The sequence below is a fragment of the Enterococcus termitis genome, from assembly GCF_001730305.1.
Taxonomy (GTDB): Bacteria; Bacillota; Bacilli; order Lactobacillales; family Enterococcaceae; genus Enterococcus_L; species Enterococcus_L termitis.
In genome coordinates, this window is sequence record NZ_MIJY01000047.1 from 11,967 (window position 1) to 35,335 (window position 23,369).

Sequence of the window (23,369 nt, forward strand, 5' to 3'; positions counted from 1 at the left end):
AGCAAAAAAAGAATCAAGCGTACAACTTTGTGAGTCATCTCTTGATTCTTTTTTCATCTCGCAATTTTTTTGTAATACGCTCTTTTTAGAACGTTGTAACTACTTTTTAGCGATATCTTTTAATGCAGCTTGTGCTAATAAGTTTAAGTAGTTCCACGGACGATCAAAATGTGGCTGGAAGAAGAAATCAGATAAAGCTAGATCTTCTACAGTCATTTTATTTTGAACCGCCAAAGATAATGTATTTGCAGATTGTGTAATGTCATACTTAGACATTAATTGCCCACCAACGATCCGATTTGAGCCTTTTTCATAGACTAATTCCATCATAACATTCTCCGTTGTTGGCATAAACTCTGGGCGGTAATTATCTTCAAATAGCGTTGCATCTACCTCAAGGTTGTTCATTTTTGCACTTTCTAAGGTAACACCCGTTGATCCGATTTTCCAACCAAACAAGTACAACCCAGAAGTTCCTTGGGTTCCGCGATATGCTAGCTTTTGTTCGGTTAAATTGTAGCCAACCAGCATCCCTTGACGCACTGCATTTGTTGCTAATGGAATATAGTTTGTTGAACCACTTGGATTATAGTGTACAACTGCACTATCACCTGCAGCAAGAATATCTGGATTACTTGATCTCATATATTTATCTACAACTATGGCACCATTAGGCAACATATCGACTTTTTCTTTAAGTAAAGATGTGTTCGGAGTGAAACCAACACACATGATCACCATATCAGCATCAAACTCTTGGCTTGGTGTAATTACTTTATTCACATGACCACTTGCATCTGCTTTAAATTCTTGCACATTCTCTCCAAGCGCTAAGTTTACGCCACGATCAACAAGTTCTTTTTCTAAAACGTCTGTAAACGGTTTGTCTAGATATTTGTTTAGAATACGATCCAAGCCATCGATCAGTGTAACTTCTTTGCCTGATTCTACAAAAGCTTCCACTAATTCGATTCCAATGTAACCTCCGCCAACAACAACAACTTTTTTTGCATCTTTTGCACGATCAATGATAACATTCGCTTGATTGAAGTTTTTACATAATAAAATGTTTTCTGCTTCAATTCCTTTGATTGGTGGAATGATTGGCCACGAACCTGTAGTCATCACTAATTTATCATATGACACAGTCTCAACTTTATCTGTGTGTAAATTTTTGGCAGTAACAGTTTTATGATCAACGTCAATAGTCTCAACTTCATGTTCCATTTTAACTGTAGCACCTAGCGATGCTAGCTCTTCAGGACTTGAATAGAATAAACTGTCAGCCTCCTTCACCACACCTCCAACATATAGAGCGATTCCGCATGATAAAAATGATACATTATCATTTCGTTCATAAACGGTTACCTCCGCATTTGGGTGATTTGTTAAAATACTTTTGATTGCAGCTGTTCCTGCATGCGTACATCCTACGACTACGACTTTCATTTTGTAAATCCCTTCTTTCAAGTTAAATTTTTCACCAATAAGCGGTTAAATTGCTACTGGTCTATTTAAAATATAACAAAGTCAAAAGCCAGTTTCGAGTTCTTTGCTTGTGAATCACAAAGATATTTTTTCACAAACTATACTGTTTTTAATTGCATTTTAACAGTTTTTAATTTTATTCTTAACAAGAATACTGATTTAACAACAAAAAAAGTTGAGGAATGAATTTTCCTCAACTTGTGAAAATGCTGTGTTATTGTTTGACTGCAGCAATAATTTCTATTTCAACAAGAACATCTTTTGGTAAGCGGGCTACCTCAACTGCCGAACGTGCAGGTAATTGAGCTGAAAATGCTGCTCCATAAATCTCATTAAATGCTGCAAAATCATTCATATTTTTCAAAAAGCAGGTCGTTTTGACAACATGATCAAAGTCGCTGCCAGCTTCATTCAAAATCGCAGTGATATTTTTTAAGACTTGCTTCGTTTGTTCTTCAATAGTGCTCCCTACAACTTCTCCTGTTTCTGGATCTAAAGGTACTTGACCAGAGGCAAATAATAAGCCATTGATGATATTGCCTTGAACGTACGGACCAATTGCTTTGGGCGCTTTATCTGTATGTATCGATTTCATCTTCTCACTCATTTCATTCTTTTTCAGCTTTTTGACACTCAGGACATAATCCATATAATTCTAATCTATGCTCGTTGATCTCAAAACCAGTCAGCTTGCTTGCTGCCATTTCTACATCTTCTAGACCTGGATAATGAAAATCGACGATCTTACCACAGTTTTGGCAAATCGCATGATAGTGTTTTTTTGAACTAAAGTCAAAACGGCTGGATGCATCACCATAATTCATCTCTTGAACAAAACCGATATCCGTAAACAGTCGTAAATTATTATACACTGTAGCGACACTCATATTTGGAAAACGATCTTCCAATGAGCGGTAGATTTCATCAGCAGTTGGATGACTATGATTCTCAATTAGATACTCTAAAATCGCATATCTTTGAGGAGTAATGCGGATATTGGCTTCTTTTAGCTCTTCAAGTGCATTTTTCACCAATACATTGTCCATTTTGTTCCCCTCCCAGTCTTCTTTATTAAATAATACTATTTATAAACTGAGTTGACAAGAATAATCGAGAAATAAAGCGGTATTTCTTGATTTTATTAGGTTTTATGACACAAAATAAATTTATTGCTATCTTCTTGCAAATATATTTAGACAAAAACCATTACTCTTCTATTTCCTCTTTATTCAGGAAAGTTATAAAGAGCAGTAGATAGATAGCGTTCTCCATTATCCGGAATGATCGTCAATACCTTTTTCCCAGCGCCTATTTCTTTTGCTTTTTCAATAGCAGCATAAACAGCAGCACCAGCAGATATACCAACTAAAAGACCTTCTTGTGACGCTAGCTGACGAGCTGTTTCCATTGCCGCTTCGCTTGAAACAGCAGTAACTTTCTCATAGATTTCTGTATCTAAAATTTTTGGTACGAATCCAGCACCGATTCCTTGAATTTTATGAGGTCCAGGAGTACCTCCTTCTAAAACAGGTGATTCTGAAGGTTCGACAGCAATAATCGAAATGTTAGGATAAACACGTTTCAATTCCTTGCCGACACCTGTGATCGTACCGCCTGTACCAATACCCGCTACGAAAGCATCAAGGCCTGCAGGACCAAATGCATCTTGGATTTCTTTTCCAGTTGTCTTTTCGTGGGTAAGTGCATTCGCTGGATTTTCAAATTGCATCGGCATAAAATAACCATCTTGCTCAGCTAGTTCAGACGCTTTCGCAATGGCGCCTTTCATCCCTTCTGCACCAGGAGTTAATAAAAGTTCTGCTCCATAAGCCTGCATTAATTTTCTGCGCTCAATACTCATGGTATCAGGCATAACGATTACTACCCTATACCCTTTTGCTGCACCAACCATTGATAAACCAATCCCTGTATTTCCACTGGTTGGCTCTACGATTGTATCTCCCTTTTTTAGCGATCCATTTTTTTCAGCTGCTTCGATCATACTAAGGGCTACTCTATCTTTTACACTTCCACCAGGATTGAAAAACTCTAATTTAACAAATACATCCGCAGCATCTTCCGGCACAATATTTCCCAATTTAACAATAGGTGTTTTTCCAATTAAATCTGTAACTGAATGAACGATTTGAGTCATAATAGATTCCCCCATTTTTTTGATCATTGAAAGCTTATTTTAATAATAGCTCATATTTTTTAGAATGGCTATCATTTTGCTATTGTAAACCAATTGATATGCACTCTTTAAACAATTTTAATAAAAATGTTGTATAGTAGAGAAGATATTAAAATTTTAATACTAGGAGTTACTTTATTCATGAAAATAATAAATATTAGTCCCAGAGGCTATTGTTATGGTGTTGTTGATGCAATGGTCATCGCTAGAAATGCTTCTCTTGATGAAAACTTACCTCGACCTATCTATATTTTAGGTATGATCGTTCATAATAAACATGTGACAGATGCATTTGAAAGTATCGGCATCCATACATTAGATGGTGAAAACCGTGAAGATATTCTTGCACAAGTCGATGAAGGCACAGTCATCTTTACTGCGCATGGAACTTCGCCAAAAGTAAAAGAAATGGCTGTAAAAAAAGGATTAACTGTGATTGATGCAACTTGTCCTGATGTAATGATCACACATGAACTGATCGCAGAAAAAGTCGCTGACGGTTACGAAATTATTTATATTGGAAAAAAGAATCATCCCGAACCAGAAGGTGCGCTTGGTGTTTCTCCTGAACATGTTCATCTGGTTTCAAATGCTCAAGAAATCGACTCGTTGAATTTATCAGCAAGCAAGATCTTTGTCACTAACCAAACAACGATGAGTCAATGGGATGTTAGTGACTTAATGGACTTGATCAAAGTTAAATATCCGCACGTATTGATTCATAAAGATATTTGTAAAGCAACGCAAGTTCGACAAGAAGCAGTTGTTGAGCAAGCTCAAGGGTGTGATTTAACAATCGTGGTTGGTGATCCTAAAAGCAACAATAGTAACCGATTAGCTCAAGTCTCAATCGAACAGGCTGGAGTCAACGCTTTCCGAATCTCAGATGTTTCTCAAATTGATCCTAATTGGCTTTTTAATGTAAATCAAATTGCCGTTACGGCTGGTGCTTCCACCCCTACTCAAATCGTTCGTGAAGTAATCGAGTATTTGAAAAACTTTGACCCAAAGGATCCTACCACACATACAAAAAAATCCACCACTACTCCTGATTCGATTTTGCCAAGACCAAGAATCAAGGATTTAACTAAAAATCGCCAACGTCGTTTAGACGAGTTACGCGCAGGAAAGCGTTAAAAAAGCAAGAAATCCACATGCTTCATGGATTTCTTGCTTTTTTATACTTGTAATGTTTGACCGACCGTGATCAACTCTGCTGATAAACCATTAGAGGCCATCAATTGATCCACGGAAACGCCAAATTTTTCTGCAATTCCCCATAACGTATCTCCAGACGAAACAGTGTAAGATTGGCCAGAAGAGACAGCGATTGTTTCTGTGCTTTGACCGATAGTTTCTTGTTCAGTAGTTACGACGGCTGCTGCTGTAGAAACATCTGTAGTTCCCCAATCATACGCTGTTAAGCCGTAAGCTGAAATCAGCCAGTTTAATTTTTCAGCATAACTTGGATCAGTCGCATAGCGTCCTGCTAAAGCTGCGGTGGCATCTAAATAACTACTTGTGTTGCTTTTCCAAGCGCCAGAATAAGTATAACTACTCAATACATTCGCATGATCTTGAAAGGACTCAGCGTACGAAGGATAGCTTCTAAACGGTTCCGTTAATGTGACCCATTCTCCATTTAAATATTCTTTGGTTGGCATGTAGACCGTTTGTCCACCGTAGCTGCCTTTCACACCAAAGAGATTATAGTTTGGTGCAGAAGCTAAACCAGATGTTCCGTAGCTACTTTCTAGTAACGCTTGGGCAATCATAACAGATGCATATAAATCACTTGAGCCAGCTACAGAAGCCGCCGAATAACCAATAGAATCAATAAATGCTTGTGGCGAAACAGCTTCTTGTTGCTCAAATTCAGTAGCATGAGCGCCAACTGGTAACAAATTGCTAGCAATTGGAAGAAATACCAATGATGTCCCGATCACTGACATTGCTCTTTTTCCACTATTCTTTTTTGTCTTAAGCTGGTGTCTACTACTTCTTGTTTTTTTCTCGTCCATTCATTTGTTCCTCCTCAATAGAACATCGTACCACTATTCTACTAGGAGTCTTTTTTATAAACAATCATTTAGATTTAAAAAAAGTATATTTAAACCGAACGTAATCTAGCTGAAATGTTTGTTTTATTGTTTAATTTCTATTTGTTTCGTATTTATCACAAGACGTTTTCAAATTTTTGTTAAATTTATTTACAAACACTAGATTAATCAGTTTCTAAGAAGAATTTTAATATACCTGTTTCAGATGTCGATTCTTTCATTTTTGTTACGACTATTTCAGATACTCCATCTTTTCTCAACTAAAAAAGCAGAAATCTTTAACAATAGATTTCTGCTTTACTATTAAGAATTTTTATAATGCGTTGTATGTTGAAACAACATTTTCAGGCGTGAAGCCAAATTCTTTAAGCACTAAATCGCCAGGCGCTGAAGCACCAAAGTGATCGATTGTTACAGTTGCACCGTTAGCTCCGACATAACGTTCCCATCCAAATGGAGAAGCCGCCTCGATCGCTACACGTTTTGTTACATTTTTTGGTAAAACTGATTCTTTATAATCAGCTGATTGTTTTTCAAACAAGTCAAAACTTGGCATAGAAACAACAGAAACATCTTTCCCTTGTTCTGCTAAGGCTTTTTGAGACTCGATCGCTAGATTCACTTCAGAACCTGTAGCAATCAAAATCCCTTCAGGTGTCGCACCTTTTTGAGCAGAAATCACATAAGCGCCTTTTGCGACAAGCTCATCGGCATTTTCTTTTGTTCCTTCAATTACTGGTAAGTTTTGACGACTTAAGACTAAAATCGTTGGTGCATCTTTTGTTGTCATCGCAATCTTCCATGCTGCAACGGTTTCGTTTCCATCTGCTGGACGAATCACTTGAACACCTGGCATACAGCGAATACTTGCTAACTGTTCCACTGGCTCATGCGTTGGTCCATCTTCTCCAACCGCAACAGAATCATGTGTTAATACATAAGTTACAGGAGTATTTTGAATTGCAGCTAAACGAACTGCTGGACGCAGATAATCCGTAAATACAAAGAATGTTCCTCCATAAATACGACTTCCGCCATGTAGCTGAATACCATTCATTGCAGCTGCCATAGCAAATTCACGAACGCCAAACCAAATATTGCGCCCGTCGTATTGACCAGGTTCAAAATCTTTTTCGGAAGCAACCATTGTATTATTTGATGCAGATAAATCAGCAGAGCCGCCCCAGAAACTAGGAATCGCTTTTGAAAGTGCTTGGATCGTTTCTTTGCTCGTTACACGACTTGCCGCACTAGTTCCCACTTCATAGCTTGGTAATTCGCTGTCCCAGTTTTCAGGCAGTTCATCAGCAAATGCTTGTTTAAATTGTTTAGCTAATTCTGGATGTTCCTTTGTATAGTTTTCAAACATCGTATTCCATTGCGCTTCAGCTTTTTCGCCTTCATCGATCATTGCTTCTTTGAATCGTGCAGCAACTTCATCTGGAACGGTGAAATCTGGATATTCCCAACCGTAAACAGCTTTAGCAGCAGTAATCCCATCTGCTCCAAGTGGTGCGCCATGAACAGCTGAAGTTCCTTCTTTTGGTGATCCAAAACCAATGACTGTTTTTACTTCGATTAATGTTGGCTTGTCTGTTTCAGCTTTTGCCGCTTCAATTGCTTGAGAAATTTCTTCTAGATCATTTCCGTCTTTAACCAAAATGTGTTGCCAGCCATATGCTTCATAACGGGCTCCGACATTTTCAGTAAAGGCTTTTGAAGTTGGTCCATCTAATGAGATGTCATTTGAATCATAAAGCACAATCAATTTACCAAGTTTCATATGACCGGCCATAGAACTTGCTTCTTGTGAAACACCTTCCATTAAATCGCCGTCTCCGCAAAGAGCATACGTATAGTGGTCGATTACTGGGAAGCTATCGCGGTTATAAACAGCGGCAGTATGTGCTTCTGCCATTGCCATTCCTACAGCCATCGCAATTCCTTGACCTAATGGACCAGTTGTCGCTTCAACACCGTCTGTGTGATGGACTTCTGGGTGTCCTGGAGTTAAGCTGTCCCATTGGCGGAAACTTTTTAGATCGTCTATTGAAACTTTATATCCAGATAAATGAAGTAAACTGTAAAGCATCGCTGAACCATGTCCCGCCGATAAAATGAACCGATCTCTATCAGCCCAGTTTCTTGATGTTTTAGGATTTACCTTTAAATGCTTTGTCCAAAGCGCATATGCCATTGGTGCAGCACCCATTGGTAATCCAGGATGTCCTGAATTGGCTTTTTGAATCGCTTCGATACTTAAGGTACGGATTGTATTGACGCCTAACTGATCAGTGTTGTCGAACAAAAAAATCATCTCCTATTTAGGTTTTTTTTACCTTTATTATCTCTATTTTAGCGCATTTCTATTATGAAAGCAATTACTTTTAGTAAAAAAAACTGAAATTATTTTCTATTATGCAGTCCTTTTTCTTTTTGGATTTTTTTTAATTTATCGGGTGTGACATCTTTTCCTTCTGGATCTACAACTTTCATTCCCTCGATGTGATGCCGCATGCCGCTACGAAACGTTGCCAGATATTCCTGACGAAGCTCTTTTTGTTCTTCTTTTTCTTGTTCTGATAAGCCGCTTTCTTTTGCTTTTTTAGCTAGTGAATTGATGCGGTCCATTTTTTCTGATGATAGCATTTGTTGTCCTCCTTAATAAAAGGTTATCAAAATTCCTGTATTTAGTGTGTGTAAATCGTGTTTACTTTCCATGTCTATCTTATAAGATGAACTGTAAAAATACAACTATATTCTAATCAAAAGAATCATCCTGTTATTTTTCTTCACAGAAATCCCTTTCTTTAGCCGCAAAATCCAGTTATTTCTCTTTTTGTTTAAAAATACGAACGCTTGTTTGATTCCTGTTAGAAACTATGGTACACTAAAAATATAAATCGAAAGAAGGTGCGGGTTTTGGTGAAACGTACAGACACAAGACAAGTCGAAGTATTAAAATATATATACGAACAAGTTGAACTTAAAGGATATCCCCCGACCGTGCGAGAGATTGGAAAGGCTGTTGACCTATCCTCTACCTCTACTGTTCATGGTCACTTAGCACGTTTAGAGAAAAAAGGATTGATAGTTAGAGACCCTACTAAACCTAGAGCAATCGAATTGACTGCAGAAGGCTTAGAGAAAATCGGTATCAAGCCAACGGTTATTCCCATGCTTGGAGTAGTAACCGCAGGAGAACCGATTCTAGCTGTTGAAGAGGCTTCAGACTTTTTTCCTCTGCCACCTGATCTACAATCAGAAGAAAATTCTTTATTCATGCTGACTATTCGTGGAGAAAGCATGATCAACGCAGGTATACTAGATGGAGATCAAGTCATTGTTCGTAAACAAACTGCTGCTTCAAATGGTGATATTGTTATTGCGATGACAGATGAAGATGAAGCAACCTGCAAACGATTCTTTAAAGAATCAGACCACATACGCTTACAGCCTGAAAATGACGCTTTAGAACCGATTATTTTGGCTAATGTCAGTATTTTGGGTAAAGTGGTCGGGCTATACCGCAATCATATCTAATAAAAAAAGTTAGCACAATCAACTACTGATTCTGCTAACTTTTTATTTTTTAGTTTTCTTGTTCTGGACAAACTTTGCGCTGATAGGTTTCAAATTGATAAGAATAAAGATTATTCTCATCTTGTTCTCCCTCGCTTAGGTTGATCAAAGTCCAATCTTCCCAAGCAACTTCTGGAAATGTGGCGTCACCTTCAAAGACATGATTGATTACTGTACGATATAAGACATCACAATACGGTAAAAATTCTTTGTAAACAGCAGATCCGCCAGCGATAAAAGTGATACCCGAAAAATTCTGTGCGTATGCTAGTACTTCTTCCACTGTATGAACAACAATTATTCCGGGCGCTTCATACTCTTTCTCTCTGGTCATAACGATCGTCTGACGATTAGGCAGCGGTCTGCTTCCCATTCCTTCAAATGTTTTTCTTCCCATGACAATCGTGTTATCCTCAGTCATTTGTTTAAAAAACTTTAAATCATTTGGCAGATGCCACGGCAAACGATTCTCTTTTCCAATCGTCCCCTGTTCATCTTGGGCCCATATGGCTGCTAACATTGGTTACTCCTTTCAAATTTAAACGGCTATCGGCGCTTTAATTGCTGGATGTGGATCATAACCTTCAATCACGATATCTTCCATTTCAAAATCAAAAACTGACTGTTTTTCATGATTTAATTTTAATGTAGGAAATGAGCGAATGTCTCTTGTTAGTTGTTCATTCATTTGATCAATATGATTTGTATACAAATGTGCATCTCCAAGTGTATGAACAAAATCGCCAACTTCTAAACCTGTTTCGTGGGCAATTAAATGAGTCAATAAGGCATAACTGGCAATATTGAACGGCACGCCTAGGAAAACATCTCCACTGCGTTGGTATAACTGACAGCTTAACTTTCCATCGTTGACATAAAACTGAAACATTGTATGGCAAGGAGGCAATGCCATTGTAGGAACATCTTCTGGATTCCAGGCAGAAACAATTAGTCGACGTGAATCAGGCGTCGTTTTGATCATATCGATCACATTTTTTAATTGATCGATAAAACGTCCATCCTTCGTTTCCCAATGACGCCACTGAGCACCGTATATATTCCCCAATTCTCCATATTTTGCTGCAAAATCATCATCAGCTAAAATTTTATCACAAAAGGCTTTTAGTTCTACTTCGTAGCTTTGCTTAAACGCTTCGTCTTGCAATACTCTACGACCAAAATTACGCATATCCGGACCCTGATAATCGTCACTTTTAATATAACGCTCAAATGCCCATTCATCCCAGATATGATTATTATGTTCCAACAAATAGCGAATATTTGTATCTCCTTTTAAAAACCATAATAATTCACTTTTGATCAAACCAAAAGGCACACGTTTCGTTGTAAGTAGGGGGAATCCTTTTGACAGATCAAAACGCATTTGATAACCGAAAAGACTTTTTGTCCCAGTTCCTGTACGATCTTCTTTTACGTGACCTTCTTCTAAAATTTTTCGGCCTAATGTTAAGTATGCTTCTTCCATAGTTTTGCCTCCTAATTTTCTACAAATTCACTCAAGTATTCCCAACGCTCCAATTTTTCTTCCAGCTTTTGCTCAACCGTTGTCAGCTCTGTCTGAAGTTGTTGAAGCTTAGTGAAATCATCGCCTTGATGATTCATCTCTTCACTAAGTTTATCTACTTGATCTTCAAGTTCACCAATCTCACTTTCGATCGTTTCCCATTCTTTTTGCTCCATATAGGTCAGTTTTGTTTTTGCCTTTTTTTCAACCGCTTGTGTCGGTTTAGATTCAGGTTTTACCACTTTTTTTTCTGACTCTTTCGTTAGAGATAGATAGTCACTCATCGAACCAAAGTAGGTACTGATCTGCCCTTCTCCGTTAAAGACAAGAAGCTTTTCCATCGTCTTATCAAGAAAATAACGATCATGTGAAACGGCGATGACGGCACCTTTAAAGGTGTGAATATAGTCTTCTAAAATCGTCAATGTATCAATATCTAAATCGTTAGTGGGTTCGTCCAATAATAACACATTCGGCTGACTAATCAATAGTTTTAGCAGATATAAACGACGTTTTTCTCCACCAGAAAGTTTTCCAATAATTGTACCATGCATAAAACGTGGGAATAAAAAACGTTCAAGTAATTCAGCCACACCAATACTACTGCCGTCAGTGCGCTGCACTTGTTCAGCCGCTTCTTGCAAATAAGCGATCATGCGTTGTCCAGGATCCATTGCTTCGTTCTGCTGTGTGTAATAAGCTAATCGTACTGTTTCACCGATTGAGTAAATACCACTATCAAGAGGCAAGCGACCCGCTAGTATATTTAGTAACGTTGATTTTCCAGCACCGTTCTTTCCTGTAATGCCGATCCGATCGTTTGCTTGAATCAGAAGATCAAACTGATTTAAAATCAATTTGTGTTCAATCTGAAAAGTTCCTTCTTTGATCTCTAATACTTTTTTTCCAAGTCTCTGAGTGGCAACATCGATTTCTAGTTGGCTCTTTTGATTAACTTGATGCAAATTTTCTTTCAAGTCATGGAATCGATCCTGTCTAGCCTGTTGTTTTGTTCCACGAGCCTGTACGCCTGCACGCATCCATTCTAGTTCTTGTTTGTATAATTGCTTTCTTTTTTCTTCTTGATCAGCTTCTACTCGCTCACGTTCTGCTTTAGCTAAAATGTATGCTTCGTAGTTTCCTTTATACTCATATAACTTTCCGAATGATAATTCGAAAATTCGATTCGTTACCCGATCTAAAAAATAGCGATCATGGGTAACCATTAAAATAGCGCCCCGATAACCGTTTAAGAAACTTTCCAACCAGCTGATTGCTTCGTAATCAAGATGATTGGTCGGCTCATCTAGTATAAGTAGATTGGGTGATTCGATCAAAACTTGGGCCAAGCTAACACGCTTTTTTTGACCACCGGATAACTCACCTATTTTTTTATGCAGTGTTTCGATACCTAATTTTTGTAAAATTATTTTTGCGTCAGTATCGGCAGTCCAAGCGTCCTCTTTATTCATGCGTTCTTCTGCTTGTGCATATTGTTTTTGGGCTTGTTCGCTGCTGCCATCTGCAGCTAAAGCTATTAGAGCTAATTCATAATTTTTCACCGCTTGAATAATTGGCGTCTCACCTTGAAACACTGCTTCAACAACAGTTAGTTCAGGATCAAAGGTCTGATCTTGTGAAAGATAGCCGATTTGGTAGTCGTTGGGCTGTTGAATTGCTTGAATATCTCCATCCCCGCTATCTTTTCCTGCTAAAATGTTCAGCAAACTTGTTTTTCCAGTTCCGTTTGTTCCGATCAAACCGATCCGATCTTTGTCATGGATATGGAAAGAAATATGATCAAATAACGTTTTTTCTCCATATGTTTTAGTTAATTCACTAACTTTTAATTCTTTCATTTGTCTGCTCACACCCTTTTCATCCTGCCTATTGTATCAAAAATAAGTAAAAAAAAGAAGCTTGTTTTCTTAGTCAGCTTCTTTTTTCATTTTTTTCGGCCATTTTCTAAATGGAATAGTATTTGAATCGTCATTGATCGAGTACGATTCTAACAAATTGACATTTTTTCGATATTCATTTGCTTCTAACGAAGTGATTTTTTCGCACAGTTCATAGTCATCAATTACTTTTCGTTCTTCTTGGTATCCGATCAGTAGTTCTTTTACATAATTCGATTGAGAACGAACAATAAAGGAATCGATAAATGTTCCGTCTTCGAGTCGTTGAGCTAATTGTAGTCGGCTGTCAATGAAAAAACGAATGATTTCATCATCATAAACACCCTTTAGATTGTCCAAACTTTTTAGAATAACTTCAGTGTTCTGTATAAAGACTTGTCGAACATTTTCTAATTCTTCATTTTGAAATTCACGTCTACTTTCTTCATTATTGTGAGCAAACAAGAATTTAGGATGGACAAAGAAGGCAATGATCTGACGTACAAATAGTAGCCAAAAACCTATTATAGAAAGTAACTGACGTGCAATTGAGCGTTCCATTCGAGAAATCAGACGTCCATATAAACGATAGCCCTCGACATCGATTTCATGCTGGCGAAAACTTTCTTCCAAACCATCTCTTTCAATAGAGACAATCAACGCACGTAATTCCTGTACTTCTTGTTTTTGATCAGAAGGTAATTGACTGGTATACAATTCTTTTAAACGATCTTGGTAGTTTTCAATCACGACATTCATTTCAACGTGAGGATCTTCCTTATTGATTACTTTCAGTTTTTCAATAACTTCCTGCAACAAAGTAATTCCGTGTGGATTGATTTCCTCTACTTCGTCAGACTCAGTTAAAAACGGTAAAACGAGAATGCCTCCAACCAAAGTGACCAAGATAACACATGCCGTTATGAATAAAAGTAAGGAGCGTTCTTCAAAGGTTTGTCCGTTTATTGTTAATGGTAAAATAAAAATAGTTGCTAAACTGACTGTTCCTTTGACTCCGCCAAACGTCAATATCAGCATTTCATTCATAGACTGCCATACGTTTTTTAAGCCTTTTTTCACGCTATAGATCAAAAAGATCGATAGAAAACGAGCGAAAAATAAGGTTACGCTTAAAAGTAAAATGACCAGCATTAAAAAGCTGTTTGAATAGGTTTCGCTGTTCCAGATCGGCGAAAACACTTGCGATAATTCTACACCTAGAAATAAAAATACTAAGGCGTTCAAGGTAAATGTGATCGTTCCCCAAGTGCTCTCTGAAACACTGGACAACTCAGCTTCAAATAACGATACTTTTTTGAAAGTTGCGGCCTGCATGACCCCAGCAGCTACAGCTGCGATGATTCCTGAAACATTGAACAGCTCTGCTACCATATAAGCCAAAAATGGCAATAGCAACTCTAATAATAAATAGCCTGTTACATCTCTCGCTGAAGCTTTTTCTAAAATCATAACGACTTGTCTTTTGATCATAACTAAAAGTACACCAACAACTCCACCACCAATACTAGAAACGATCAGCATAATACCAGCATCTGTTGCTGAAAAAGAACCTGTCAATAGCGCTGCTAAAGCAAACTGAAACGCTGTAACGCCTGAAGCGTCATTGATTAGTCCTTCTCCTTCTAAAATATGCATCGCTTTTTCTGGTATTTGGATTTTTCCAGACAATGAACCAACTGCTACAGCATCAGTAGGGCCTAAGGCAGCCCCTAAGGCAAAACAAGCCGCAAGTGGTAAGGCTGGAATAATCATATGTAAAGCCCAACCCACACTGATCAACGTGATCAGCACGCCGAAAAACGCTAAAAATAAAATGACACTAAAATTTTTCAACGTAGATCGGATATCATTTCTCTCACCCTCGCGAAACAACAGCGGAGCAATGATCATTACTAAAAATATCTCTGGTTCAAATACTATTTCATGCCCAATTTCAGTAACACCGATCAAAACGCCAACAATAATCTGAACAATCGGCAATGGAATAATTGGGACGATTCGATTAAAGACATTAGAAAAGGTAATAGCAAAAGCAAATACAATAATTAAATAAACAAACTCCATCTCGTATCCCCCTTTTGGCAAATGGTTTTATTTAATCATTTGTTTGTCTAAACAGCGCAATAACTTTTCTTTTTTGCAGCTGATTTTTTTCTCGATCAAGCCAAGCTCTTTTTCTTTGTCACAGAGCTCTAATTGTGCCCGACGAGCTTCTAGACGTAATAATTCAGACTTGATCAATTCGATCTTTTTATAGTTTAGGAAGTTTTTCCTTTTAATATGGCGTTCCAACTCTGCTTTTTTCTCAGGAGGCAGTTGTTTATATTTTTCCTTTAATTCAGCAAGCCGTTCTTCTATTTCTTTATGCACAATGATACTTCCTTTCAGAATTTCTCTGACACATTATAGCAAACTGTTTGAAAAATACCTATCAAAAATTCTTATTATTTTGAAAAAAAATTTTCTTTTACCCTATTCTCTTGAAACTCTAATAAAAGTGAAAACAACGTACGTTGATTCGTACCTCATTTCCACCTTTTCTTAGTTCTCTTCATCAACAAGTATATTGATTTGTGCTTCTTCAGTTAAACGATCCGAAAGGAATGCCAGTAGTTCTTCTAAAGGAATCGAAAAGCTCATCATCGGACCTCTACGACCATTTTTGAAAAAGTTCAGGCGAATTTCTTCTCCCCTTAATAACAAAGCTATTTTTTCTATATCTTGATAAAGGACTCCCTTGCGATCAAACGGCCCTAAAATCAAACGATCATCAGAAAAACCTTTCGTATCTAATAGAAAACTAAAAATAAGTAAAACAGCTAGAAATCCCCGAATCCGTTGATCCAAACTTCGCTCCATACCAACAGTGAGTAGGATAACGACCAAACTAGAGCCGAATACAAGGACATAAACGATTTTTTTTCTAGTGCTTTTTATCACTATACTTTTTCTGACCAAAATCAAATAGATATACATGAGTAAAACAAAAATAGTAAGCAAAACGGTAAAAAAGTCTATAATCAAAACTTGCTCCTTTTAACAAGAACAGCTTCTATGCGCTATTCTTTTGTATTTAATTCTGTTAATTGTTGATTGATTTTTTTTATTTTATCTTTACATGCGAGGATGTCTCGAATCATTTGATCCCTTTGATCTCCAAGGGGCAAACGGTTAATCACTTGGTAGTATGCTGCGAGCAGTTGAACCTGCTTCATTTTTTCTTTTTGCAATCGTTCTTCAATTAGATTCATCCACTCGCCTCCTTTTCTTTAAGTATACCTTACTTTTAAAGAAAAATGACTATCGAACTGTTATTTTTATTGAAAAATAGAACTTGTCATTTATTGTAGCACATTATTTCTTTTCTTGTGAACGATATGAAAAGAATAGGATGAAGCAAAACGAACCGTCTCACCCCATCCTATATCCTATTATTGAGCTAAAATACAAAGCCCTATTGCTTTTTCACCTAAATGAGTCCCGATAACAGGACCAAAATGACCAATTTCAATAATTGCATCTGGATATTGTTCCTCAAGTTTTGCTTTTTCTTCCTCTGCTACAGTTAAGTTATTTGCATGGATCACATATAATTTAACGGGACGATTGATTTCCTTTTCTCGTTTGCCGATGATTTCTTCAGCTCGGGTAAAGGCTTTTTTACTAGAACGAATTTTTTCGAATAATACGATTTTTCCATCTTCAAAAGTTAGAATTGGTTTGATCTTCAAGAGACCGGCAATCAAAGCTGCACCGTTTGTTAAACGGCCCCCACGAACTAAATTATTCAGATCATCAACAATCAAATATGCGTAGGTATTGTCTCTGATGATATCCAAACGAGCAAATATCTCTTCTAAACTAGCACCCTCTTGAACCAAATCAAGGGCGACCTCTACCATGTGTCCCATCGGTACACTTGTGATCTTAGAATCATATGGGTAAAGCGTCACGCCTTTCACTGCCTCTGTTAATGTAAATAATGTATTAACAAAACCAGAGATCCCAGCGGAAAGATGGATGCTGATGATTGTATCGTAGCCCTTTGCTGCAATTCGTTCGTATAAATCAATGACTTCACCTAAAGCAGGCTGTGAAGTTGTCGGGAATTCTTTGCTACTATTTAATAAGCTATAATATTCATCTGCTTCGATATCGATGCCCTCATTATATATTTTACCATCGAGGATGACGGGTATCGGAATAACAAATAAATCAGGAGAATTCTTTATTCGCTCAGGTAAGTAAGCGGTACTATCTGTCACAATAGCGATTTTCATTTTGTAACCTCGTTTCAATAATTTTACACGGTATTATAAATATAGCATAAATCACCTGACATTTAAATAAAATACTTATTGGTCAAGGAAATTTTGAATAGCAGAACGATTCATATCAAGATCGATTTGAAGAACACTACCCGCATAGTCATAATCAACATTTTGCCACGAATCATCTACGGGAACAGTCAAACGTTCGATTCCACTGCCGCCTTTTAACAATAGTGAAGGTCCGTTTTTTACCATGAAGCTAGTGGGTACATCTGTAGACATATAGCCTACTAATCGGCCTAGTGATTCCGGGGTACGAAGTAACGCCAACGGATTCTTTAATTGCCCCATTACAGCACTCATCACTTGTTGCTGACGACGCACACGGCCAAAGTCTCCTTCTTCGTCCATTCTGAAACGAGCATATTGTAACAGCGTGTGTCCATCCATTTTCTGATTGCCTTGAGCAATGTCCACGCCATCTAGATTTAGATCTTTTTCAGCATCTAATTTCACGCCTTTAGGGAACATGGAATCAATAATCTTCTCGAAGGATTGAAAATCAACTTTTGCATAATAATTACACTGAATATTAAAATTCTCTGCAAGTGTTTGACGAACTAAATCTGCTCCGCCTAAAGCATACGAAGCATTTATTTTATTGGCATCATATCCGGGAATATCGACAAAGGTATCCCGCATAAATGAAATCAATTTAGGCTTTTTAGATGGACCGTCTAATTGCAGCACCATGATTGTATCTGCTCGACCGGAATCTTCTCCTCGCGTATCGCTACCTAAAATTAAAATATTATGCGCTCCGTTCGAACTTTTCACCCCATTAAATGTTTCAACCGCTTCTTTTGGTAATGATGCATCATTTTCAGCAAACGATTTCCCTTTGAAGAAAAAACCGACTGCTAAAACAATCACTAGCAATAATGCCAGCAAAATTCTTTTCGGCCAGCTAAATCTTCTTTTTCTTTTCGGTTTTTTTGGTGGTTTATCTTTCTTAAAAAATCGTTTCTTAGCTTTTGGATCTTCAAAGCTAGTTCTCGATCCCTCGTCTATTTCCGGTTCTATTGTTGGTTCTGAAGAATATTCTGATTCTCGATAGGTTGATTCTTCACTATAGCTCTTCTCTTTTCTAGGGTTAAAGCTTTTCTTTTCTTCTATTGGTTTTGCCTTATCATGTATATGTTTATAACGATCCACTCGGCTCATTACTTCCACCTCACTTACAATTTACAACACTAATAAGCATACCTTATTTTACACTAAAATCCTAATGCTTCGTTAAAAATTTAACAAAAAATAAAAAGACCTTTTCAGATCTTTATACGCCATCTATCAAATGGACCTTATATTTACCGAATATTTTGACTGTGCCGCCCATTAAACGCAATTCCTCCAGCGCATTTTCGAGTAAGCGTTGAGGTTGTTGAACATTGAGATCGATCAAAAAGAAATACTCTCCAAGCGTGGTCTTTAATGGTCGTGATTCGATTTTACTTAAATCGATATCTCGCCAACTAAATACTGACAATGCCTTATGAAGAGCGCCCGGCATGTTATTTGGCATTGTCAAAGCAATCGTCATTTTTTCATTTTCTACATTGAGTGGTAAACTGATCTTTTCTGCACCAATTACCCAAAAACGCGTTTGATTACTTGCGACATCTTGGATATTCTCTCCTACAACAGCAAGATCATAGGTTTCTGCTGATTTTTTTGGTGCAATTGCGGCAATTTTCAGTTCTGGATGCTCAGCAACGAAACTAGCGGCATAGGCTGTTGATGGTGTTGCTTCTAATAATGCATTTGGGAAATATGCCCGAATAAACTCTTGTGATTGAGCCAGCGCTTGAGGATGCGATAAAATCCGCTCAGTTTGCCGCCAGTTTTTTTGATTCTTTTTCGCAACCATGAACTGCTGATAAATCGGCAAGACAATTTCAGCTCCTACTGGAATCGTTGTTTGATGAAAAAGGTAGTCTACAGTTGTATTTACTGACCCTTCAATAGTGTTTTCAATTGGAACAACACCAAGGTCTACCTCGCCAAATTCTACAGCTTTGATACAGGCTGGGATCGAATGGAAAGGAATGAGTGCTTCACTAGGAAAAGCCGTTTTCGCTGCGTTATGTGTAAAAGAAGCTTCCGGTCCTAAAAAACCCACTTTCATTTTTTCACCTACTTATATTTTTTCTAAAATTTCTTGAACAATTTCTTCAGGAGTTCGTTCACTTGTTGCAATCACTAAACTCGCACTCTCTTCATAAAAAGGGATGCGCGGGGTAAACACGTCTTGAATTTCTTCTGGCGTTTTAGATAAAATCAAGGGTCGGACATTTTTCTGATCATTTTTAATTCTTGAAATAAAGGTCTCTGGTTCAGTATGCAAATAAATCACTGGTGCCATTTGCTTTAATAAGGCGCGATTCTCTGGTCTTAAAACAATGCCACCGCCAGTAGAAATCACTTGCTCGTGATCTAAAAAACGTTTCAGCAGGCTTGTCTCTTCGCGTCTAAAAGCAGCTTCTCCATATTCATCAAAAAACTCTTGAACGGACATACCAATTTCTTGAACAAGCAGATCATCAAAATCAATATGTTCCATCCCTGTTTTTTGTGCGAGCAATTTTCCAATAGTGGATTTACCAGATCCCATAAAACCAATTAAAATAATTCCCTTCATTCTTTACCACCGCCTATTGATACAATTTACTTAAATCTTCAAAAAAAGTAGGATAGGAGACTGAAATCGCTTCTGACTTTTCCAGTTCTACGGATCCATCTTTGACTAAAAGTGCAGCGATCTGCAGCATCATGCCAATCCGATGATCTCCATAACTAGTCACTGTTGCTCCATGTAGAGTTGTTTTACCATGGATTATCAATCCATCTTCTGTCGGTTCGATCGATGCACCCATTTTGTTAAGCTCAGTTGCAACAGCATCTATCCGGTTGGTTTCTTTTACTTTTAGTTCTTCAGCGTTGCGAATGACCGTCGTTCCTTGTGCTTGTGTGGCTAAAAGTGCAATGATTGGAAGTTCATCGATCAGTCTAGGAATGATTTCACCACTGATTTCGATGCCATGAAGCGCGCTAGTTTCAACGGTTAATTTACCGGCTTTATTCTCCTTGTCCCCAGTTTCTTCGATTGTCAAGTTTCCGCCCATCTGTTCGATCACATCGAGAATGCCTGTACGAGTTGGATTCAGTCCAACGTTATTCAAAACGATCCGACTATTCTCAATAATCAATCCTGCAACGAGGAAAAAAGCTGCTGACGAGATATCTCCAGGTACGTTGACTGCTTGCCCTGATAATTGTTGCGGACCGTTGATTCGGATTTCTTTGCCTGAAACAGTAATTTCGCCGCCAAATTGACGAATCATGTCTTCTGTATGATCGCGCGTTTTTTCTTTTTCTATAATCACTGACTCGCCGTTAGCTTGTAAAGCTGCAAATAAAATTGCTGATTTTACTTGTGCGCTGGCAACAGGCATCTCATAACGAATCGGCTGTAAGTGATTGGTTCCTTTGATTGTCAATGGCGGAAACTCTGTATCATCATGACCAGAGCATTCAGCGCCCATTTGATTGATCGGCAACAGCACCCGATTCATCGGACGTTTGGCAATAGATGAATCACCAAATAATTCCGTAGTAAATGTTGTACCTGCCAAAATTCCTGTGATCAAGCGAATCGTTGTGCCAGAATTTCCCACGTTGATCGCATTTTCTGCTGCTTTCAAGCCGCTGAAACCAGTGCCATGCACTGTAATTATATCGCCATCATCTTCAATTTTAACGCCCAAATCCTGAAAGGCTTTTAATGTGCTTAAGCAATCATCACCACGTAAAAAATTTTTGATAGTCGTCGTTCCATTAGCGATTGCTCCAAACATAATGCTTCTGTGCGAAATTGATTTATCGCTAGGAATATTGATTTCTCCTTTTAACCCCATTTGATTTACTGCTAATTTCAAACTATCCCTCCTCGATTTAAATAACTAGACTTCTGATTTATTTTTCATAACAAACATAGGCTGTCTGCTGTTCAATGTATGCTCTGGCCTTTTTAACATCTTTCTCTCGTTTAAACGTCAACTGCAAAATTCCAAAAATATCTTCGCGAGTCTCAAGAATTTTTAAATTGATCAATGAAAGATCGGCTTTACCTAAAAGTCCAGTGATTTCTGCAATCACTCCCGGTACATCCGGCACATCAACAAATAAATCATGAAATGCTGGAATCGCACCTTCTCTGTGAACTGGAAGTTGATTTCTAGTTTCTCTTGCTTCAGAAAAAAATTGGAAAATAGCTTGTTTATTCTCTGTGTCAATCCACTTTGCAACTTGCTCCATCTCTGCTTGCCAATTTTTCATCAATTCTAGCAAAGCTTCTTTGTTACTTAACAAAATATCTGTCCACATTTGCGGATCTGACGATGCAATTCTAGTAATGTCACGAAATCCTCCAGCCGCTAATTGTCGTGAGCGAGGATGATTTTCATTGAATCCTTTACTTTGATTGACTAATCCTGCCGCAATAATATGAGGAAGATGGCTAAGCATTCCTGTTATTTGATCGTGTTCTTCTGCACTTAGGACAACAAATTTTGCTCTAGTTCCTTGTAATAAGTGCTTCAAATCATTCAAATTATTTTGCTTCGTTTGCTCGGTTGTTGTGAGAATATAATAAGCATTCTCAAAAAGATTTTCATCTGCCGCAGTGACCCCTGATTTATGTGAGCCTGCCATAGGATGACCACCAATAAAGCAGTCTAAATTTAAGTCACAAGCTTTATCAAGAATCTCTTTTTTAGTACTACCGACATCAGTGATAGTGACTGTTTCTTTTAACGGTAGAGAACTAAGAAGCTCTAGTTGTGCCAATGTATTTTTGACTGGTGTGCACAAAAAGATGATGTCTGCTTTTACAGCTTCTTCATTTATAGAACGCCCTTTTTGATCAATAATTTGCCGTTTTACTGCAAAGTCTTCTGATGCTTCTTGAAGATCAATACCGATGATCGTTACTGAAGGATGCTTCTTTTTGATACACAAAGCCAATGAACTGCCAATTAACCCTAAACCAACAATTAGTACTCTTTTTTTCATCTCGCATCACTCTCCATTTATGATTTGATTAAAACGATTGAGTATAGCGACGATAATCTGTTACTTCCTTTTTCATTTGCTCAAACGCATCACTGCCGAACTTTTCTAGCATTGCTTGTGCAACTTCTGTAGCAACAACAGCTTCACATACCACACTTGCAGCGGGCACAGCAGTGCTGTCAGAGCGCTCCACACTTGCTTTATAAGGTTCTTTTGTATCGATATTGACACTTTGCAGCGGTTTATATAGTGTAGGAATCGGCTTCATTACGCCTCGGACGATAATAGGCATTCCGTTTGTCATTCCACCTTCAAATCCACCTAAATTGTTTGAAGTTCTAGTATAGCCAGTTGCTTTATCCCAAATGATTTCGTCCATCACTTGACTACCTGGACGATTTCCCATTTCAAAGCCGAGACCAAATTCCACACCTTTAAAGGCGTTGATACTCGTAACAGCTTGTGCGATTTTTGCGTCTAATTTGCGGTCCCATTGGACATAACTCCCCAAACCGATTGGCACGCCGCCAACCACAACTTCTACTACACCACCAATCGTATCTCCATTTTTCTTCGTTTGATCGATCAACTGCCGCATGTTTTCTTCAACGGAAGGGTCTAGCACACGAACATCCGATTGTTCAGAGCGTTCACGAATTTCAGAAACAGTTAAATTCTCTGGAATCTCTGCTTTGATTCCGCCTAAAACAGCTACATGTCCTGCAACTTCGATATCCAGTTCCTTCAATAATTTCTTTGCAACTGCACCAATAGCAACACGCATCGTTGTTTCACGAGCAGATGAGCGTTCTAGTACGTTTCGTAGGTCATCATGTTGATATTTGATCCCACCGACCAAATCAGCGTGCCCTGGACGTGGTTTATTGACACGGCGGATTTTCTTTTCTTTTTCTGATACTTCTTCGATAGACATCACAGAAGTCCAATTTTTCCAGTCCTTATTTTCGACAACAAGTGTTACTGGCGAACCTAATGTCTTACCATGACGAATTCCTGAAGTAATCTTGACTTGGTCTTTTTCGATCAGCATTCTGCCGCCACGTCCATAGCCGCCTTGTCTTCTTGCTAACTCAATATTGATATCTTCTGGTGATAATGGCATGCCAGCTGGTAAACCTTCGATAATTGCTGTCAGTTCTGGTCCGTGAGATTCTCCCGCAGTAATAAAACGCATATTTA

At 38.0% G+C, this 23,369-nt stretch carries 23 protein-coding genes; 2 read left to right on the forward strand and 21 right to left on the reverse strand.

Features of this window, described 5'->3' with window-relative positions; translation table 11 throughout:
- Window positions 1-99: 99 nt before the first annotated feature.
- The 4 genes from BCR25_RS18905 to cysK form a co-directional block, all read right to left on the reverse strand.
- The gene (locus BCR25_RS18905) at window positions 100-1,449 is read right to left on the reverse strand and encodes an NADH oxidase (RefSeq protein ID WP_069665171.1); all 1,350 of its coding nucleotides are present in this window, start codon (window positions 1,447-1,449) and stop codon (window positions 100-102) included.
- A gap of 253 nt (window positions 1,450-1,702) precedes the next feature.
- Complete coding sequence (locus tag BCR25_RS18910) at window positions 1,703-2,083, reverse strand: RidA family protein (RefSeq protein WP_069665172.1); 381 nt, start codon at window positions 2,081-2,083, stop codon at window positions 1,703-1,705.
- 13 nt (window positions 2,084-2,096) lie between these two features.
- Window positions 2,097-2,534 (reverse strand): peroxide-responsive transcriptional repressor PerR, encoded by a 438-nt coding sequence (perR, locus tag BCR25_RS18915; protein WP_069665173.1) that lies wholly within the window; start codon window positions 2,532-2,534, stop codon window positions 2,097-2,099.
- A 179-nt stretch (window positions 2,535-2,713) separates the two neighbouring features.
- A complete protein-coding gene (gene cysK, locus BCR25_RS18920; RefSeq protein ID WP_069665174.1) occupies window positions 2,714-3,643 on the reverse strand; it encodes a cysteine synthase A in 930 nt (309 codons plus the stop codon).
- Between the two features lie 180 nt (window positions 3,644-3,823).
- Here cysK and BCR25_RS18925 point away from each other — a divergent pair, with 180 nt between their 5' ends.
- Complete coding sequence (locus BCR25_RS18925; RefSeq protein ID WP_069665175.1) at window positions 3,824-4,819, forward strand: 4-hydroxy-3-methylbut-2-enyl diphosphate reductase; 996 nt, start codon at window positions 3,824-3,826, stop codon at window positions 4,817-4,819.
- A 41-nt stretch (window positions 4,820-4,860) separates the two neighbouring features.
- Here the strand turns inward: BCR25_RS18925 and BCR25_RS18930 are convergent, their stop codons facing one another.
- The 3 genes from BCR25_RS18930 to BCR25_RS18940 all read right to left on the reverse strand — a co-directional run bounded on the left by BCR25_RS18930 (window position 4,861) and on the right by BCR25_RS18940 (window position 8,391).
- Window positions 4,861-5,703: a glucosaminidase domain-containing protein gene (locus BCR25_RS18930; RefSeq protein WP_069665176.1), complete on the reverse strand. Its 843-nt coding sequence runs from the start codon at window positions 5,701-5,703 to the stop codon at window positions 4,861-4,863.
- 352 nt (window positions 5,704-6,055) lie between these two features.
- Window positions 6,056-8,050, reverse strand: coding sequence for a transketolase (gene tkt / locus BCR25_RS18935; protein ID WP_069665177.1), 1,995 nt, complete (start codon window positions 8,048-8,050; stop codon window positions 6,056-6,058).
- A gap of 98 nt (window positions 8,051-8,148) precedes the next feature.
- Window positions 8,149-8,391, reverse strand: coding sequence for a DUF896 family protein (locus BCR25_RS18940; RefSeq protein ID WP_069665178.1), 243 nt, complete (start codon window positions 8,389-8,391; stop codon window positions 8,149-8,151).
- A gap of 273 nt (window positions 8,392-8,664) precedes the next feature.
- Here BCR25_RS18940 and lexA point away from each other — a divergent pair, with 273 nt between their 5' ends.
- Complete coding sequence (lexA, locus tag BCR25_RS18945) at window positions 8,665-9,285, forward strand: transcriptional repressor LexA (protein WP_069665179.1); 621 nt, start codon at window positions 8,665-8,667, stop codon at window positions 9,283-9,285.
- Window positions 9,286-9,334: 49 nt separating this feature from the next.
- On the opposite strand, the gene BCR25_RS18950 is transcribed toward lexA, so the two are convergent.
- From BCR25_RS18950 to aroC, 14 genes are all read right to left on the reverse strand, one after another.
- Window positions 9,335-9,844 (reverse strand): dihydrofolate reductase, encoded by a 510-nt coding sequence (locus BCR25_RS18950; protein WP_069665180.1) that lies wholly within the window; start codon window positions 9,842-9,844, stop codon window positions 9,335-9,337.
- Between the two features lie 18 nt (window positions 9,845-9,862).
- Window positions 9,863-10,810, reverse strand: coding sequence for a thymidylate synthase (locus tag BCR25_RS18955; RefSeq protein ID WP_069665181.1), 948 nt, complete (start codon window positions 10,808-10,810; stop codon window positions 9,863-9,865).
- 11 nt (window positions 10,811-10,821) lie between these two features.
- Complete coding sequence (locus BCR25_RS18960) at window positions 10,822-12,708, reverse strand: ABC-F family ATP-binding cassette domain-containing protein (protein ID WP_069665318.1); 1,887 nt, start codon at window positions 12,706-12,708, stop codon at window positions 10,822-10,824.
- A 69-nt stretch (window positions 12,709-12,777) separates the two neighbouring features.
- On the reverse strand, window positions 12,778-14,832 hold the full coding sequence (locus BCR25_RS18965; protein WP_069665182.1) for a cation:proton antiporter: 2,055 nt from the start codon (window positions 14,830-14,832) through the stop codon (window positions 12,778-12,780).
- A gap of 27 nt (window positions 14,833-14,859) precedes the next feature.
- Window positions 14,860-15,138 carry a hypothetical protein gene (locus BCR25_RS18970; protein WP_069665183.1) on the reverse strand — a complete coding sequence of 93 codons (279 nt, stop codon included), beginning with the start codon at window positions 15,136-15,138 and terminating at the stop codon, window positions 14,860-14,862.
- 171 nt (window positions 15,139-15,309) lie between these two features.
- On the reverse strand, window positions 15,310-15,792 hold the full coding sequence (locus BCR25_RS18975; protein ID WP_083242758.1) for a hypothetical protein: 483 nt from the start codon (window positions 15,790-15,792) through the stop codon (window positions 15,310-15,312).
- A 35-nt stretch (window positions 15,793-15,827) separates the two neighbouring features.
- Window positions 15,828-16,019 (reverse strand): hypothetical protein, encoded by a 192-nt coding sequence (locus BCR25_RS18980; protein ID WP_069665184.1) that lies wholly within the window; start codon window positions 16,017-16,019, stop codon window positions 15,828-15,830.
- Between the two features lie 180 nt (window positions 16,020-16,199).
- The gene (locus BCR25_RS18985) at window positions 16,200-17,048 is read right to left on the reverse strand and encodes a DegV family protein (RefSeq protein ID WP_069665185.1); all 849 of its coding nucleotides are present in this window, start codon (window positions 17,046-17,048) and stop codon (window positions 16,200-16,202) included.
- Window positions 17,049-17,123: 75 nt separating this feature from the next.
- Window positions 17,124-18,263 (reverse strand): LCP family protein, encoded by a 1,140-nt coding sequence (locus BCR25_RS18990; RefSeq protein ID WP_069665186.1) that lies wholly within the window; start codon window positions 18,261-18,263, stop codon window positions 17,124-17,126.
- Window positions 18,264-18,375: 112 nt separating this feature from the next.
- Window positions 18,376-19,224, reverse strand: coding sequence for a prephenate dehydratase (gene pheA / locus BCR25_RS20615; RefSeq protein WP_069665187.1), 849 nt, complete (start codon window positions 19,222-19,224; stop codon window positions 18,376-18,378).
- A gap of 12 nt (window positions 19,225-19,236) precedes the next feature.
- Window positions 19,237-19,737 carry a shikimate kinase gene (locus tag BCR25_RS20620; RefSeq protein ID WP_069665188.1) on the reverse strand — a complete coding sequence of 167 codons (501 nt, stop codon included), beginning with the start codon at window positions 19,735-19,737 and terminating at the stop codon, window positions 19,237-19,239.
- A gap of 13 nt (window positions 19,738-19,750) precedes the next feature.
- Complete coding sequence (gene aroA / locus BCR25_RS19005; protein ID WP_069665189.1) at window positions 19,751-21,034, reverse strand: 3-phosphoshikimate 1-carboxyvinyltransferase; 1,284 nt, start codon at window positions 21,032-21,034, stop codon at window positions 19,751-19,753.
- Between the two features lie 37 nt (window positions 21,035-21,071).
- Complete coding sequence (locus tag BCR25_RS19010) at window positions 21,072-22,169, reverse strand: prephenate dehydrogenase (RefSeq protein WP_069665190.1); 1,098 nt, start codon at window positions 22,167-22,169, stop codon at window positions 21,072-21,074.
- Between the two features lie 28 nt (window positions 22,170-22,197).
- Complete coding sequence (aroC, locus tag BCR25_RS19015; RefSeq protein ID WP_069665191.1) at window positions 22,198-23,364, reverse strand: chorismate synthase; 1,167 nt, start codon at window positions 23,362-23,364, stop codon at window positions 22,198-22,200.
- Window positions 23,365-23,369: the final 5 nt, after the last annotated feature.